The 17275-nt window shown below is 56.3% G+C and carries 9 protein-coding genes; 7 read left to right on the top strand and 2 right to left on the bottom strand.

All coding sequences use genetic code 11. The annotated features are described in order from the left end of the window. The first annotated feature begins 200 nt into the window (after positions 1-200). The 3 genes from R5L00_RS11730 to R5L00_RS11720 are packed head-to-tail and all read left to right on the top strand — an operon-like array spanning position 201 to position 4622. Positions 201-908: an ABC transporter ATP-binding protein gene (locus R5L00_RS11730; RefSeq protein ID WP_107694307.1), complete on the top strand. Its 708-nt coding sequence runs from the start codon at positions 201-203 to the stop codon at positions 906-908. Then, entirely contained in the window at positions 898-3456 is a 2559-nt protein-coding gene (locus R5L00_RS11725) for an FtsX-like permease family protein (RefSeq protein WP_317651845.1), read from the top strand. Before R5L00_RS11730 ends, R5L00_RS11725 begins: the two co-directional genes overlap by 11 nt. Further along, the gene (locus R5L00_RS11720) at positions 3456-4622 is read left to right on the top strand and encodes a lipocalin-like domain-containing protein (RefSeq protein WP_107694308.1); all 1167 of its coding nucleotides are present in this window, start codon (positions 3456-3458) and stop codon (positions 4620-4622) included. Before R5L00_RS11725 ends, R5L00_RS11720 begins: the two co-directional genes overlap by 1 nt. Positions 4623-4627: 5 nt before the next feature. Here the strand turns inward: R5L00_RS11720 and djlA are convergent, their stop codons facing one another. Beyond that, a complete protein-coding gene (gene djlA / locus R5L00_RS11715) occupies positions 4628-5404 on the bottom strand; it encodes a co-chaperone DjlA (RefSeq protein ID WP_107694309.1) in 777 nt (258 codons plus the stop codon). Between the two features lie 230 nt (positions 5405-5634). Between djlA and R5L00_RS11710 the strand changes: the two genes are divergently transcribed. Continuing rightward, a complete protein-coding gene (locus R5L00_RS11710; RefSeq protein ID WP_317651843.1) occupies positions 5635-6309 on the top strand; it encodes a glutathione binding-like protein in 675 nt (224 codons plus the stop codon). 568 nt (positions 6310-6877) lie between these two features. Next, positions 6878-13447: a peroxidase family protein gene (locus tag R5L00_RS11705; protein WP_317651841.1), complete on the top strand. Its 6570-nt coding sequence runs from the start codon at positions 6878-6880 to the stop codon at positions 13445-13447. Between the two features lie 645 nt (positions 13448-14092). Here the strand turns inward: R5L00_RS11705 and R5L00_RS11700 are convergent. Further along, entirely contained in the window at positions 14093-14425 is a 333-nt protein-coding gene (locus R5L00_RS11700; RefSeq protein WP_317651839.1) for a hypothetical protein, read from the bottom strand. 482 nt (positions 14426-14907) lie between these two features. Between R5L00_RS11700 and ettA the strand changes: the two genes are divergently transcribed. Beyond that, on the top strand, positions 14908-16572 hold the full coding sequence (ettA, locus tag R5L00_RS11695) for an energy-dependent translational throttle protein EttA (RefSeq protein WP_107694313.1): 1665 nt from the start codon (positions 14908-14910) through the stop codon (positions 16570-16572). Between the two features lie 88 nt (positions 16573-16660). Continuing rightward, entirely contained in the window at positions 16661-17143 is a 483-nt protein-coding gene (locus R5L00_RS11690; protein WP_107694314.1) for a TIGR02281 family clan AA aspartic protease, read from the top strand. Positions 17144-17275 lie beyond the last annotated feature (132 nt).

Below are 17275 nucleotides of genomic sequence, written 5' to 3'. Positions count from 1 at the left end.
TGTCTAGCCCAAACATATCAAGCAAAGCAACCCTTCCGCAGGCTTGGCGGGAACTATCGCATTTGCAATAATAGTTTTTTCTCGTGTTTATTTCCATGCATACTCTCGTTATCACACGTTCTGCCTGCTCCGTTGCCGAGACGAAGCCGCCCTCGAGGAATAGCCCTATACGGTGCCACAGAATTGGCTAACAAAACCACATGCTCGAACTACGCAATATTGGCAAAGCCTATGCAAGCGGCCGCAAGGTCTTCGCCGATTTATCCTACGCTCTGGAAGATGGCGCGTATGTAGCCATCATGGGGGAATCCGGCGTGGGAAAATCAACATTGTTGAATCTCATTGCCGGACTCGACGTGCCGGATACGGGTGAGATAGTCATCGATGGGGTCAACGTATCGTCGCTGGATGATGACGCGGCCACCCGTATGCGCCGAGAAAAACTTGGATTCGTTTTTCAGGCTTTTCACGTCCTGCCGCATCTGACACTCAATCAGAATGTTGCCCTGCCTCTGCTGCTAAATGCAGTTCAGCCTGGATTCGCGTCAGAGCGGGCCGAACAAATGTTGACAGCCGTTGGGCTTCGCGGCCGGGGAGCGCATTTTCCCCGGCAACTTTCTGGCGGCGAACTGCAGCGTGTGGCCATCGGCCGTGCGTTGATACACCACCCCAAACTGATCCTGGCAGACGAGCCGACAGGCAACCTTGACCCGGATACCGCGCGGGACATTCTCATGCTGATGCGTGACGAAATAAAGAGCAACGGCGCATCCGCAATCCTAGTTACCCATTCACGCGCGGCCGCCGCGACGGCGGACCGCGTGCTATTGCTGACAAAAGATGGATTGCACCCGCTCCCGGCAAATTCGGTAGATTGGCCACGCTCGGGTGACGTAGGTGGGTCATGAGCGGACGCTGTCGCGCTGGCTGCTATCGGGCGAGTGGCAGGCTCACAAGGTGCAGGCTGCCACGGCCATCATCTCCATTGCGCTCGGGGTCGCGCTCGGGTATGCAATTCATCTGATCAATGCGGCTGCCTTCAACGAGTTTTCCGCCGCGGCCCGAAGCCTGTCCGGCGAGTCCGATCTTCAGGTTCGGAGTGCGCAATCCACCTTTGATGAGTCGATCTATCCGCTTCTGGCCCAGCGCAACGGTGTCAAGCTCGCCAACCCTGTGCTCGAAATCGACGCCGCCCTCCCGGGCGGAGATGAGGAACGAAAGAGGGCCCCTCTGAAAATTCTCGGCCTGGACATTTTCCGCGCTTCGCTCATGGCACCGGACCTCATCGGCCTTCCGGCTGAGGATAAGCTGTTCGATATCCTGGCGGACGACGCGATTTTCCTTTCCCCTGCGGCCATGGAATGGCTGGAGGTAAGCCAAGGCGACCTTTTGCAGCTTCGCGTTGGAACTCAACCGGTAGCCCTGCGGGTGGCTGGCGGGCTGGCACGAGTCCGGGCGGGACAGCGTCTCGCGGTCATGGATGTTGCCGCCGCACAATGGCGCTTCCAGCGTTTAGGCCAATTATCACGCATTGAACTCAAGCTGGTACGGGGAGTCGACCGCACCGCGTTTAAAACGGAACTGTCGAAGGAACTAGCGGCACGGGGCCATTTCCTCATTAGCGAAACGGCCGACCAGGAGATCCGCGTTGCCAACATGTCCCGCGCCTACCGTGTCAACCTGAACATGTTGGCCATGGTCGCATTGTTTACCGGCGCGTTCCTGGTATTCTCGACGCAAGCGCTATCGGTTGTTCGACGGCGACACCAGTTCGCCCTATTGCGTGTGCTCGGCTTTACCCGCAGCCAACTGCTGCGGCAGATCCTGGTGGAGGGAAGCGTGCTCGGCGCGACCGGTTCAATAGCCGGGCTCGCGCTCGGGTACTTGACGGCTGCGGTGGCTTTGCATTATTTTGGAGGCGATCTGGGAGGTGGGTTTTTCCCGGGTATAAAGCCCAGCGTCAATTTCGATATGTCGGCGGCGATAGTTTTTTTTATTCTGGGATTGGGCGTGACCTTGCTGGGAAGCGCAGTTCCGGCGTGGGAAGCGGCCAACACCCGGCCCGCTCCCGCATTAAAAGCGGGCAGCGAAGACGTCGCGTTAGCGAAACTTGCCACGCCTTGGCCCGCGCTGCTCTGCCTGGCCCTGGGCGGAGTTCTCACCCAATTGCCGCCCATTTTAGACTTGCCCATCTTTGGGTACCTTGCCGTGGCGCTCCTCTTGATTGGTGGCATCGCGCTCATGCCCCGTGTTTCTGCGCTGATTTTCTCTGCAATATCCGGTGCGGCATCCCGGCGTGGTTCCGCGGCCATGAGCGTATTGGCATTGGCCCGTCTCGCCAACGCTCCCAACCAGGCCTCGGTCGCACTTGGGGGAGTCCTTGCCAGCTTTACGCTGATCGTGGCCATGGCCATCATGGTGACCAGCTTCCGGGTTTCCGTGGACGACTGGCTGAAACATGTCTTGCCGGCAGATTTGTACGTGCGAACCGCAGTGAGCGGAGATACGCGAGGCCTTACGCCGGACGAAAAAAACGGGATCGCAACCACGCCCGGCATTTTGCGGGCTGATTTCTTCCGCTCATCCCAGCTGATGCTCGACGCCGGCAGACCCGCGGTTGCGCTCATCGCGCGCCCCATCGATATAACCGACCCTGGCAACTCGCTGCCCTTGACCGGCGACGTGGTTCCTGCAGCACAGCTCCCGATGGGGGCGATACCCATATGGGTATCCGAGGCAATGGTGGATCTATATGGCTTTACACCAGGCAAACGGGTTACGTTGCCTATTGCAGTTCCCGCGCCTGATTTCGTCGTTGCCGGCGTGTGGCGTGACTACGGGCGCCAGTTCGGCGCAATACAGATGCGGTTGAAGGATTATCAAGCGCTCTCGGGTGATCTGAAGGTAAATGATGCTGCACTTTGGCTGGAAGCCGGGGTTATACCAGAGGAAGTGATCGCGTCTTTGCGGCATTTTCCGTTCGGGCAGGCACTGGAATTCGCGGAACCCGGTCAAATACGCGCGCTGAGCCTGAATATCTTTGACCGCAGTTTTGCCGTCACGTATCTGCTGGAGGCCGTCGCGATCATCATTGGGCTACTAGGGGTGGCATCGAGCTTTTCGGCGCAAGCCCTGGCGCGCAGGAAGGAGTTTGGCGCGCTACGTCATATCGGGGTGACACGGCGCCAAATCCTAGGTATGCTGGCGCTGGAAGGCGCACTCCTGACTTCGTTGGGCATCATGCTTGGCTTCGGGCTCGGCTGGTGCATCAGCCTGATTCTTGTCTTTATCGTAAATCCGCAATCGTTCCACTGGACCATGCAGCTCGCCCTGCCATGGAAGGCCCTTATAGCTGTTGCCATTGCGCTACTACTTTCCGCCGCGCTCACCTCGGTGGCGTCGGGTCGCCATTCGGTCTCCGGCAATGCGATTCGTGCAGTACGCGAGGACTGGTAATGCCGTTCTATACACGCCGTTCCATGCACATCGGCTTTCTTCGCCATGCTGGTGGAACAGCGGTGATGAGTATGCCCCGGCGGTCGAGGTTGATCGCGCTATTGCTGGGTTTGCTCGTCGCTTATTTCGCCGCCACCCCCCATGTTGCCGCTTCTCCTCCTAAGTTTCCACCGGTGCTGCAAGGAACACCGCTTGTCTTCCCACGCGATTATGGCTCGCATCCAGCCTTCCGTACTGAATGGTGGTATGTAACCGGCTGGCTGGAAACTTCCGATAAAAAACCACTCGGCTTCCAGATCACTTTTTTTCGCTCTGCAACCGAGCATGATCCCGCCAATCCGAGCCGTTTTGCACCGCGGCAGCTAATCATTGCTCACGCCGCATTGTCCGATCCAGCGACAGGGAAGCTGCTGCACGGTCAAAAAAGCGCGCGCGAGGGTTTTGGCCTGGTCTACGCGAAGGAGGGCAATACGGATGTAAAACTGGATGACTGGCACATGCTGCGCGAAGAAAATGGGCGCTATCAAACCAGCCTAACCACAAAGAACTTTATCTTGCGCTTTTCGTTCACGCCCACTCAGGCGCCGATGCTGCAAGGAGATAACGGCTTTTCACGCAAGGGGCCGCGCCCCGAGCAGGCCAGTTACTACTACAGCGAGCCGCAACTCCGAGTGAGGGGAACTGTTGTTCACAATGGCGAGGAAAAAACCGTTACGGGCACTGCGTGGCTCGACCATGAGTGGTCGAGCGAATATCTCGCTCCCGATGCCGACGGATGGGATTGGGTTGGCGTCAATCTCGACGATGGTTCCGCTTTAATGGCGTTTCAAATACGCGGCAAAGACGGAACAAGGGTGTGGGCTTATGCGGGATTACGGGATCGTGACGGGCAATTCACGCGGTTCGAACCGGAGCAGGTTAATTTCGAACCCCAGCGCATGTGGCGCTCACCACGCACGGACGCGACGTACCCTGTGGCAATGCGAATTCAGGTCGGCTCGACTGTTTGGTCCCTCACCCCCCTGCAGGATGATCAGGAACTTGATTCGCGGGAAACGACAGGTGCGGTCTACTGGGAGGGTGCGGTCATCGTCACGCGCGACGGCAAGCCGGCCGGCCGTGGCTATTTCGAAATGACGGGGTATGTAAAACCACTGCGGCTCTAGATGAGTCAGCTCATATTGCGGCTTTTTTTGATCAAATCATAAGCAGCCTGGATTTCCTGAGCTTGCGCCGTCGCCATCTTGATCATGTCTTCGGGGACGCCCTGGCCCATCAATTTATCGGGATGATACTGGTTCATCAACTTCCGGTAAGCACGCTTTACTTCCTGATCGCTGCTTTCCTTGCTCACACCCAACGCCTTATAAGCATCATCCAGCGCGTCGATGGATGGTGCCTGACCTCCGGCAAAATGCGACTGATTCAAAATCATCTCAAGCAAATGCTTGAATGCGGGCTCGTCGTAGCCCAGATGAAGCGCAACGCCTCTTAGCAAGTTCTCCTCTGCAGCATCGAGGCGGCCATCGGAGATCGCCATGACGACAAGGTAAACCAGCAGCATCTGCTTCAGACTGTTTGTATGTCCGCAAGCAGCAATGAATTCGTTCAGCTTTGGCGACACATCATAACCGGGCGCAGCACCCTGTTTGAACAGCGCAATCGCAAGTTGCCGATGCTCAGGTGACATGCCGAGCTTTTCCATGAACGCTTCAACATGGGCGACCTCATCCTCGGAAATATGCCCATCGGCCTTGGCAAGCTTACCCATGAGAATGAAAACGGTTTCCAGAAAAACCGCCTGGCGGCGCGCGCTGGTGAGTGGATTGATCGCGCCGGCGCCGTAGGCTCGATAGCGATCAATAGCGCTCCCTGCAAGGTAGCCGAGAAACGCGCCAAAAATTCCAAAGAGGTAGTAGCCTAATAAAGCTAGAATTATTTTGAACAAGGCAGGTTCCTGCGCCCTAATGAAATGGAGAACGTAAGATTAGCAATGAGCGCGCCATAAACCGCAGAGCAACATAATATCAGTAAATCTTTGCACGACCCGCCTCATGCTCCCGCGTAGCGGAGTGTTTTTATGCACCACCCTTGCCTGGACGGGTAAGTATAGGTTACTACATAGGAGGAATCATGATTGAGTTGCATTCGAGCCCAACGCCTAATGGGCAGAAGGTTATGATTATGCTCGAAGAAATCGGACTTGAGTGGAAGCATATCGACGTTGATATCGGGCTTGGCGAGCAGTTTCGACCCCAGCACTTAAAGCTTAACCCCAACAACAAAATTCCTGCCATTGTTGACATGGAAGGCCCGAACGGGCGACCGTATGCGATGATGGAGTCCGGCGCCATTCTTGTTTATTTGGCGGAGAAAACCGGAAGGCTTCTGCCAACGGATGTGCTCAAGCGTTACGACACGCTCCAGTGGCTTTTTTTCCAGGTCGCCCATATCGGGCCCATGTTCGGCCAGGCCAACCACTTCAACCGGCAGGCGCAGGACAATCAGTATGCCAGGGATCGGTACAACAACGAGGTGCTGCGTTTGTACCGTGTCCTGGAGAACCGGCTGGGCGATTTGCCCTGGATCGCTTGCGACGAATACACGATTGCCGACATTGCGGCCTACCCCTGGTGCAAAGGCTATTCGGAACGAGGCGTCGACCCGACTGCTTTTCCAAATCTAATGCACTGGCTCGACCGGATGGAAGCGCGCCCCGCGGTGCAACGCACTTATCGGATGGCGGCAGAAATTCGCGCTCGCATGGCTAAGGCGGCAGAAGGCCGGGCGCAGATCGACATCTACGATACCAGGGATAACGCCGAACGTCTCGCTCGCGCGACGTCTCGTTAAGCGGGCAAATTTTTTTTCATCGTAGGCGCCGCAGGCTGCGGCAGAAAGAGCGCCAGAGCGGCCTCCACACATACAGCGAACCGAAACGGAAGGCCGGCGTCGTGGGTAGCAGCCGAGCCATAACGTTAGCCCGCCGAGTTTTTTGTTTGAAGACCAACCCGACGTTTCGCCCACTTCTTCCCTATTTCCCAGCTTATCCATCAAAAAACGTCCATACGTCGTAACCCCAAGCGGACCTGAAGATCAGCCAGGTCAGTTGTGGCTTCTCGTGAGCGGAGCCAAGTGGGCGCAAACCTGTCGACAAACTTGACAGGAAATAATTGGGGGAACGACCTGATTCTCAACCATTTGTTACAAAAACGTGCTTTGCTCAGCCCCAGCTTTGTCGAGGAATCTTACGGTTCGGTTTCAGTACGCCCTATCGATATGCATATATCTCTGAATAGAAACCACAAATCGCTTATGGCTTAATTTATGCTTGTGGGGGAATAGTTACAATACTTTTCGTTGTTAGGAGAACCAGAATCAAGACGATTTGAAAAATATCTGAATCCCTTAGGAGATCTGAATGGCCAACCCAAATTTCACTGTCAACAAGGCTGACCTCGAGTTTATCCTTAAGCAAATAACTATTTCTGAGCGGCATACGCAGGGCGAATCGCTTGCCGACATCATTGGACCGCAAGCCGCACTTACGCCGTTTGGCCTGCGCACCACCGATGGTCGTTTCAATAATCTCCTGCCGGGCCAAAGTGAATTTGGCGCAGCTGACAACATCTTTCCGCGGCTCCTGCCGCCAGCCTTCCTGAACGACGCGGATGGGGATGTTTTTGATCCCGACGGGCCCGGTCCAGCTCCAGTCGTCGTCAGCAACAATAATTACGGAGTACCGGGCAGTGTTGCCGATGCGGACCCCCGCACTATCAGCAACCTGCTCGTTGATATGTCGCGCGACAACCCTGCTGCAGTTGCGGCATGGCACAGCAATCCGCTCTCCATCGCGGCTTATCAGGAGGCCCATAACGGCGCTTCGCCCCCTCCGGATTACATACCTACCAACGAAGAGCTCGGATTTATACCCAACCAATCCCCCGATATCGGACTATCTCCCGGATTCAACGGCTGGTTCACGTTTTTCGGCCAGTTCTTCGATCACGGCCTCGACCTCATAACCAAAGGGGGTAACGGCACGGTTTACATTCCGTTGCAACCGGACGACCCTTTGTACAGTACCGCGCCCGGGGCAGCCAATTTCATGGCCCTCACCCGAGCGACTCCCGCCGTCAATCCGGCTACTGGCCTGAAGACCGAACACACGAACACGACTACCGCTTTCGTGGACCAGAATCAGACCTATACCTCACACGCCTCGCACCAGGTATTTCTGCGGGAATACAAGTTCTCCGTCGATACCAATAGTGACGGTATTCCCGATGCCTTTGCGGTTGCCACCGGCCGCTTACTCGACGGTGCGGGCGGAATTGCGAACTGGGCCGAAGTCAAAGCGCAGGCGAAAAACCTGCTCGGCATCACGCTCACCGATTCTGACATCAATAACGTGCCACTGCTGAGAACTGATGCGTACGGCAAATTCATTCCCGGCACTCACGGCTTTGCGCAGTTTGCGACGCCCGACGGGTTTGTCGAGGGCGCGGCAGGAGGCCTGGCCGTCCCAGCTAACGCCTATCGCACGGGCCATGCCTTTCTCGACGATATTGCCCACTTCGCCGTCCCCAACGGTAAAGTCGCGGATAGCGACACGGCGGTCGGGCTGGCAAATTCAGACGGCTCGCCCACCGGCGGCAATTACGACAACGAGCTTCTCGATGCGCATTTCATAACCGGCGACGGCCGTGGCAACGAGAATATCGGCCTGACCGCAGTGCACAACGTCTTCCATGGCGAGCACAACCGTATGGTCGAAGCCAATAAAGCCACCATCCTTCAGTCTGGAGATCTGGCATTTATCAACCAGTGGCTTATTAACGATGTGACAGCGATTCCAACTGGAGCCGCGATCGACTCTTTGGTGTGGGATGGCGAGCGCCTGTTCCAGGCCGCGAAGTTTGTGACCGAGATGGAGTATCAACACCTGGTATTCGAGGAATTTGCGCGCAAGGTTCAGCCCAACGTTGATCCCTTTGTTTTTTCTAACTCGCCCGACCTGGACCCCCAGATACTTGCCGAGTTCGCGCACGTCGTATATCGCTTCGGCCACTCCATGCTTACCGACACGGTAGCGCGCACAAACGCGGACATGAGCCCCAATGACGTTGCCTTGTTTGACGCGTTTCTTAACCCGTTGGCATTTACCGCAAGCGGTGCGACCGCCGAGGAGGCCACCGGCGCGATCGTGCGCGGGATGACGCGGCAGCTTGGCAACGAAATCGATGAGTTCGTAGCCAGCGCGGTGCGTAACACCCTACTTGGCATCCCGCTCGATCTGGCCGCGATAAATATTGCGCGCGCGCGTGATACCGGAATTCCAACTTTCAACGATGCGCGGAAGCAGTTCTACGACATGACCGCCGATCCCCAGCTGAAACCCTATGAGAGCTGGACGGACTACGCGCAAAATATCAAGAACCCTGTCTCGATCATTAATTTCATCGCCGCCTATGGAACGCACCAAACTGTCGTGGATGCGGCGACCCTGCAGGGAAAGCGGGATGCTGCGACGCTTATCGTCATGGGCGATTTCGATCTCAACGGTAATGGCACCATCGAAGCAAATGAAATAGCGCCCGCTGACCGGATAGATTTCCTGAACCATACCGGCACATGGAGCGCCATCGAAACAGGCCTGAACAAGGTCGACTTCTGGATCGGCGGCCTGGCAGAATCGAAGATGGAATTTGGTGGAATGCTGGGCTCGACTTTCAATTTCGTGTTCGAGACACAGTTGGAGAACCTGCAGAATGGTGACCGCTTTTACTATCTGAGCCGCCTGCAAGGCACCAATCTGCTGAACGAGCTTGAGGCGAACACGTTCTCCGCGCTCACCATGCGCAATACCGATCTGGGCAATGACGACGCGGCACATCTTCCCGGCGCGATTTTCGACAGGGCGGATCATATTCTAGAGCTCGACCTGTCCAAGCAGATCGGCCCCGACCCGACTGACAATAATCCGATTCTCGGCCCGAAGGTGTTGCGTAACAACCCGAATACGCCGGGACCCGATACCAATTACCTGAAGTTCAGAGGTGGGGAGCATGTGGTGTTGGGAGGTTCGGAAGGCGCGGATACCCTTGTAGGCGATCGTGGCATCGACACCCTCTGGGGGGATGGCGGCAATGATCTGCTCAATGCGCAAAGCGAGGCCGACACGGTCTTCGGTGGTGACGGGGATGACATCATCATCGATCCCTTCGGTGACGATTTTCTGCGCGGCCAGGATGGAAACGACGTCATCAGCGCCGGCCCCGGTTTGGATATAGTGCTGGGCGGAGGCGGAAAGGACTTCATCCACGCAGGGGCGGACACTAACGAAGTCTTCGCTGGCAGAGAGGACGATTTTGTAATGGCTGGTGCGGGTGGGGACACCCTGCTTGGCAACGAAGGGGATGACTGGCTGGAAGGCGGCGAGGGTTTCGACACGCTCGCGGGGGAAAATTCGGAGCTCTTTTTCAATAGCCCCATCATTGGGCACGACGTAATGTTTGGCCAGGGTAACGACACGGATTATGATGGTGAATCCGGTGACGATATCATGGTATCGGGAGTAGGCATCCAGCGCAACGAAGGCATGTTCGGCTTCGACTGGAGCATCGCCAAGACAGACGCGTATGGGGTTGATCACGATCTCACGGTCAAGGTATTTTCCACGGTAGAGGCCGATATACTTCGCGATCGCTACGACCTGGTCGAATCTATGTCGGGGTGGACCCACGACGACATTCTGCGCGGGGATAACCGGGGGTCGCCCGGTTTCGCAGAACCTGGACTATCGTTTGATGACCATGTCCTCGACCAGGCGGGGATCAATCGCATAGACGGGCTGCAGGCATTGCTCGGTGCAGGAGTGACGAGTTTTCGGGACGGTAATATCATCATCGGCGGCGATGGCAATGACGTATTACAGGGACGTGGGGGTTTCGACATCCTGGACGGCGACGCCTGGCTGAATGTCCGCATTGCTGTGACCGGGCATCCAACCGTAACCAGTGTGGAAAGCATGGCGGAACTTTTGCCCCTCATGCTGTCGCGCGAAATCAATCCCAGCCAGCTCAGTATCGTACGCGAGATCCTGCACGACACGACGCCCACCGATAACAGTGATACGGCTGTCTTTCAGGGAAACCTTGCCGATTACGTCATTGAAGGCCGTACCGTTACCACACGGGCTGCCGACCTCGACGGAGATGGTTTCATTTCTGTCACCGATCTGAATGACGGCCCGGTTGTCCGGCCGTCGATACTCGTTGATGACGTCGACAAGCTGAAGAATATAGAGCTTCTCCGGTTCGCCGACCAAACCATTGCAATCGCCGGCCCGGATGTCATTGCACCAACCAACATCAAATGGAATGGCACTGCACCAGGTTCAGGCCTTCCCGGAGCAGGAACCATCGCTACCCTTAGTACGGAAGATCTCAACAGCACGTCATTCACCTATACGTTACTTTCGCAATCCGCCGGCGCCGGATTTGCCGTGAATGGAGCAGGCTCTGTCACACGATCATCCGTTTTGCCAGCCAACACCACCTACACGTTGACGGTGAGATCGACGGATCAGACTGGTGCGTTCGTGCAGGAAACCTTCACTGTCAGGACGGGTAATGGCACGCTCGCGACCCCTGTCAACGATACGCTCAATGGCAACGCGACCGATGACGTGATGTACGGACTATATGGCAGTGACATCCTCAACGGTCTTGATGGCGATGATACGCTGAATGGCGGCGAGGGAAACGACAGGCTCGTCGGCGGCGTTGGCGACGACACCATGACCGGCGGAGCAGGCGACGACGCTTACGTCGTGGATAGTGCAGCAGATGTTGTCAACGAAGCGTCTGGGGCCGGGGTCGATACGGTTGAGGCCGCACTGGATTTCTATGTATTGGGTGCGAACATCGAGAGGCTGGTAACCGCTAGCGGCTCGATCGGGAACCGGAACTGGACCGGCAACGAACTCAATAACTGGATTCAAGGCAGCGCCGGCACCGATGAACTCAATGGACTTGCTGGCGATGACAGGCTGCTCGGCGCCGCGGGCGATGACACCCTCACCGGGGACACCGGCAACGACACTCTGGACGGCGGGGCCGACAACGACGTCATGAGTGGCGGTACTGGCAACGACTGGTTCAACGGCGGCACCGGTAACGACATCATGAGCGGAGGCGCGGGCGATGACATTTACGTGGTCGACTCTCTGCAGGATACGGTCACGGAGGAGGCTGGCGAGGGCAGTGACACGGTTCAGACCGATCTAGCCGAATACAGTTTAGGCGGGAATGTTGAGAAATTGATGGGCGTGGCGGGCAGCACCACTAACCACATCTGGAGCGGCAATGCCCTCGACAACTGGATCCGAGGCGAAAACGGGAACGATACGCTCAATGGCCTTGGCGGGGATGACTTCCTTACCGGCGGGGGCGGAAGCGATATCATGCGGGGAGGTTTAGGCAACGACATTTATGTGGTTGACTCTCTGCAGGATACGGTCACCGAAGAACTGGGCGAAGGTAGTGACACGGTTCAGACCGTTCTCGGAGCTTATACCTTAGGCGAGAATGTCGAGAAATTGATGGGTGTGGCAGGCAGCACCATTAACCACAGCTGGACCGGCAACGCCCTCGACAACTGGATGCGAGGCGAAAATGGAAATGACACGCTCAATGGGCTTGCAGGTAATGACGCACTTGTTGGGGGTGCCGGAGGCGACACAATAAACGGCGGCCAGGGAAACGACTGGCTCAACGGGGGCATCGGTAACGACACCATGAATGGAGGCGCCGGTAATGACATCTACCTGGTTGACTCTGTGCAGGATACGGTCACGGAGCAGCCGGGCGAGGGCAGCGACGCTGTTCAGGCCGAGCTCGCCGATTACACTTTAGGCGAAAATGTCGAGAAATTGATGGGTGTGATAGGCAGTACGGTTAACCACAGCTGGACCGGCAATGCCCTCGACAACTGGATGCGAGGCGAAAACGGGAACGATACGCTCAACGGGCTTGCCGGTAATGACTTCCTCACCGGTGGCGCAGGAAACGACACCATGAGCGGAGGCGCGGGCAATGATATTTATGTGGTTGACTCCCTGCAGGATACGGTCACCGAGGCGCTGGGTGAGGGTAGCGACACGGTGCAGACCGATCTCGGTGATTACACTTTGGGGGAGAATGTCGAGAAATTGATGGGCGTGGCGGGCGGGACCATTAACCACAACTGGACGGGTAATGCCCTCGACAACTGGATACGAGGTGCGAATGGGACCGATACGCTTAACGGCCTCGCGGGCAATGACTTCCTGATCGGGGGGATCGGAAACGACATTATGACGGGAGGTTCAGGCAACGACATTTATGACGTTGACTCTTTGCAGGATACGGTCACGGAGGCGCTGGGCGGGGGCAATGACGCGGTTCAGACCGATCTCGGGACGTACAGCTTGGCCGAGAATGTCGAGAGCCTGATGGGCCTGGCCGGCAGCACTGCTAACCACAGCTGGACGGGCAATGCCTTGGACAACTGGATGCGGGGCCAAGGCGGCAGCGATACGCTTAACGGACTTGCCGGCAATGACTCGCTTCTCGGGGGTGCGAGTGCTGACACGCTCAACGGAGGTGCCGGAAGAGATTCGTTGACAGGTAATGCTGGCAATGACATTTTCAAGTTCAGCGACGTCAGCGACTCCGGTACAACGGTAGCCACGCGCGACAACATCCTGGACTTTGTCATCGGGCAGGACAAAATCGATCTATCGGGGATTGACGCGGTCACTGGAGGCGTGGATGACAATTTTTCGCTGATCGGAGGAGCCGCTTTCACCGCCGTCGGGCAATTGCGCTTCTTCAACAGCGGTGGAACTACGATTGTCGAAGGCAACGTGGCCGGTGATTTGGCAGCTGACTTCCAGATCGCGCTGACCGGTACCCACGCACTACAGGCCGCTGAGTTCGCTGCCTAACCGGCTTCAAAAATTCGCCCCGTCGCCATGAATTGATGAGCGCTGGCGACAGGGCCAATTCTTGAGCAAGCCGCGTGTATCTCGAGATACGGTTGGAGAAGAGCGCCCCACGCTCGAGATGCGGGTCATATCGTTGCGCTCGGCCCGGACGCGTTGCTGAACGGCGTGGATCCCGGCCCCGAACCTGTTGCCCTCTGCGTATTCGAGAAGGTCGGCGACACCACCGTCAGCGTTTTACGGTGTTAGCGACGAGGTCTCACCCCGGTCGCTTCAAATGCCGCATCGAAGCGCCCGTTGTATTTGTTCGCGCGAGGACTGACGAAGTCCTCTCCATAGCAAACCGCGAGAACAGCCAGACGAGCCGCCGCCGTTCCGCACCCCGCAGATCAACTTAGAGGCATTATGGGTCGATTAGGAATGGCGAGGGGCGAGATCAACGATATCCCGTCCCGCTTTGTACCGCCCCGGGGGCCGGCTCAATACCAGGCGGGGCCATTAAGAGATGCTTTGGTCGCGTTAACGGGGCGGCACGGCGGCCATCGGAGTATATGGACGATACGATGGGAGCGTAAAGGGGAACGAACGGGGATGCGGGTTCTCAGGCAACCGCCTGCTTAACACCGGGCAGGCGGCTCAACGGAATTATCAGGGGGTGCAATTCTTGTTGTTGTAGACGCTCGTGAGTGCGCTCTTTCTATCACTGACTAAACGGGTGGCCTCACCCGCGTCATAATAAGTGTAGGCCAAACCTGGAAGCCAGAGAATCGCCGCCGCAACATTGGTTCCTGTTACCCCTTTTTTTGAATCAATCTCGGCTTGGGTTTTATCCAGTTTTGCCACCTCCTCGGTGATGCCATTACACGAGAGGTTTTGATCGCCAGGTTGGACCACCTGTATTTTTTGCGACGTTGCACAGCCAACCAATAATCCGCTTACAGCCGCCGCAACCATGGCGGCGCTCCTTAACCTCAATGACATATTCACTCCTTGTTGAGCCGCCCATAACGCTTAGTCGAAACCGGGGCGACGATCCGGCTTCGCGAATTAACATATTTAGCCCTATCATGCCCCCTGCCCAACAAGTGGACCTGCTTGGACATAACTGGAATCTACTGTTAAGGATGAGATTGACACAGAGGATTCATTTGCTGAATTACCCCTGTAGCCCACTGGCCCTGTGGACATTGGACTCTGACTACTCATCTGTTCTCATGCATTGTATTGGATTCGATTACCTTCTCAATAACGACGAGGGAACGTAGGAGTAAACCCCTCTATCGAATTTTCTACATCTAGTTTCGACGAATGCCAATATTTAGCCATATGCTGGCGACCCTTCGCCACCAGAGAACGGCAATTCCCGCTAAGTTGTTTCGTTTTTCCCGATAGCGTTTATGCAAAGTTTCATGCCGAGCATCCCCATGGGTTAAACTTGACCAATTTCATTCTTCAGTTAATTTATGGCTCAGTATGTGCTCACCATGAATCGTGTCGGCAAGGTTGTTCCACCCCGACGAACGATTATCAAGGATATTTCCATTTCTTTCTTTCCCGGCGCCAAGATAGGATTGCTTGGCCTGAACGGTTCCGGCAAATCGACTGTGCTCAAAATCATGGCGGGGGTAGACAAGGATATCGAAGGCGAGGTGACGGCGATGCCCAACCTCAAAATCGGCTATCTCCCGCAGGAACCCGAGCTCGATCCCGGCCAGACCGTGCGCGACGCGGTGCAGGAAGGGCTGGGAGACGTGTTTAGCGCCCAGCGCCGGCTTGACGAAGTCTATGCGGCATATGCCGAACCGGACGCAGACTTCGATGCGCTCGCTTCGGAGCAGTCCCGATTGGAGGCGATTCTCGCCACGGGTGGCGGAGACTCCGGCCAGCAGATGGAAATTGCAGCTGATGCGCTGCGTCTGCCCGAATGGGACGCCGCGATCAAGAATCTTTCCGGCGGCGAGAAACGCCGCGTTGCGTTATGCAAGCTACTGCTCTCGAAACCGGACATGTTGTTGCTGGACGAGCCCACCAATCACCTCGACGCTGAATCGGTGGAATGGCTCGAGCAATTTCTCACGCGCTTTGCGGGGACCGTCGTGGCAGTCACGCACGACCGTTATTTTCTCGACAACGCGGCAGAGTGGATATTGGAACTTGATCGAGGCCATGGTATTCCCTGGAAGGGAAATTACAGCTCATGGCTCGAACAGAAGGGAGATCGTTTGAAACAGGAAGAATCCGCCGAGTCCGCCCGACAAAAATCGCTGAAACAGGAACTCGAGTGGGTACGCCAAAATGCCAAGGGACGCCAGGCGAAATCTAAAGCGCGTATTGCCCGGTTTGAGGAGCTCAACTCGCAGGAGTATCAGAAGCGTAATGAGACTCAGGAAATATTCATTCCCGTTGCGGACAGGCTCGGCAATGAAGTAATCGAGTTCAAGGGAGTTTCGAAAGCCTATGGCGATCGTCTTCTTATTGATGACTTGAGCTTCAAAATTCCGGCTGGAGGAATCGTCGGCATCATTGGCCCCAACGGTGCGGGTAAATCTACCCTGTTTCGCATGATCACCGGCAAGGAACGCCCGGACTCAGGCGAAGTTGAGATCGGTTCGACCGTCAAAATAGCGCATGTGGATCAGTCCCGCGATGCTTTGGAAGGAGGCAAAACCGTTTTCGATACCATCTCCGAGGGGCGCGACATACTCACGGTCGGCAAATACGAAACACCCGCCCGCGCATACCTGGGACGTTTCAACTTCAAGGGCGGAGATCAGCAGAAGATGGTGGAAAATCTTTCAGGCGGCGAGCGTGGACGCCTTCATCTGGCAAAAATGCTTATTTCCGGCGGAAACGTGCTGTTGCTGGATGAACCCTCCAATGACCTCGACGTTGAGACCTTGCGCGCCCTGGAAGATGCGTTACTGGCATTCGCCGGTTGCGTCCTCGTAATATCGCATGACCGGTGGTTCCTCGACCGCATCGCTACCCATATTCTGGCGTTTGAAGGTAACTCGCAGGTAACATTTTTCGACGGCAACTACCAGGAATATGAAGCCGACAAGCGCAAACGTCTGGGGGAGGAAGGCGCGAAACCAAAGCGGATCAGATTCAAGCCGATCAGCCGGTAACTCAGTCGTGGATTCTGCATAACTGGCTTCTTTGTCGTACTGCTAAAGCGAAACTAAGCCTGAGCCTATTTAACGCAACATTATTGCCATGAGTACCCATCTCGCCTGGGGCCACCTGGCTGCTCTCGCAATCTGGATCGCGCTCTCTGGTGCGGCTTATCTATATTTCGATGCCCGGCAGAAACCAACGATTGTCACCGCCAGGGCGGATCTGGGCGGTCAGGTAGTCATCCCCCGATCGAGGGATGGGCATTATTACGTGCGCGGCGTGATTCACGGTCATACTATGGATTTTATGGTTGATACCGGCGCCACCACAGTATCCATCAGCCGGACGGTTGCCCGCAAGGCTAACCTGCCTGCCGGGAGCCCTGCCAGTTTCTCAACCGCAGGCGGGACAGTCGCAGGTGAGATTGTGTCGGGACAGACTGTAGAAGCCGGCGGTATTGTAGTGGAGGGCCTCAATGTCGGGGTGGGTATACACGGCGACATTGGACTGCTCGGGCAGAATTTTTTGCGCAATGTGGACGTTCTCCAGTTAGAGGATAAAATGATCTTAAGAGTCAGGTAAAATGACCTGCGTCCCCTCCTCGACAACCTGCCATTCACACCTGGCGGCGCATTGCCGCGTGTAGGCAACGCTCGGATTACCCTGCTCCTCGCCATCCTGATCAGCATCGGCTACCATTCGCTTTTAGAAACG

The sequence above is a fragment of the Nitrosospira sp. Is2 genome, from assembly GCF_033095785.1.
Lineage (GTDB): Bacteria > Pseudomonadota > Gammaproteobacteria > Burkholderiales > Nitrosomonadaceae > Nitrosospira.
The sequence above is the reverse complement of the archived record's forward strand: the minus strand, read 5'-3'. Positions and strand labels throughout refer to the sequence as shown.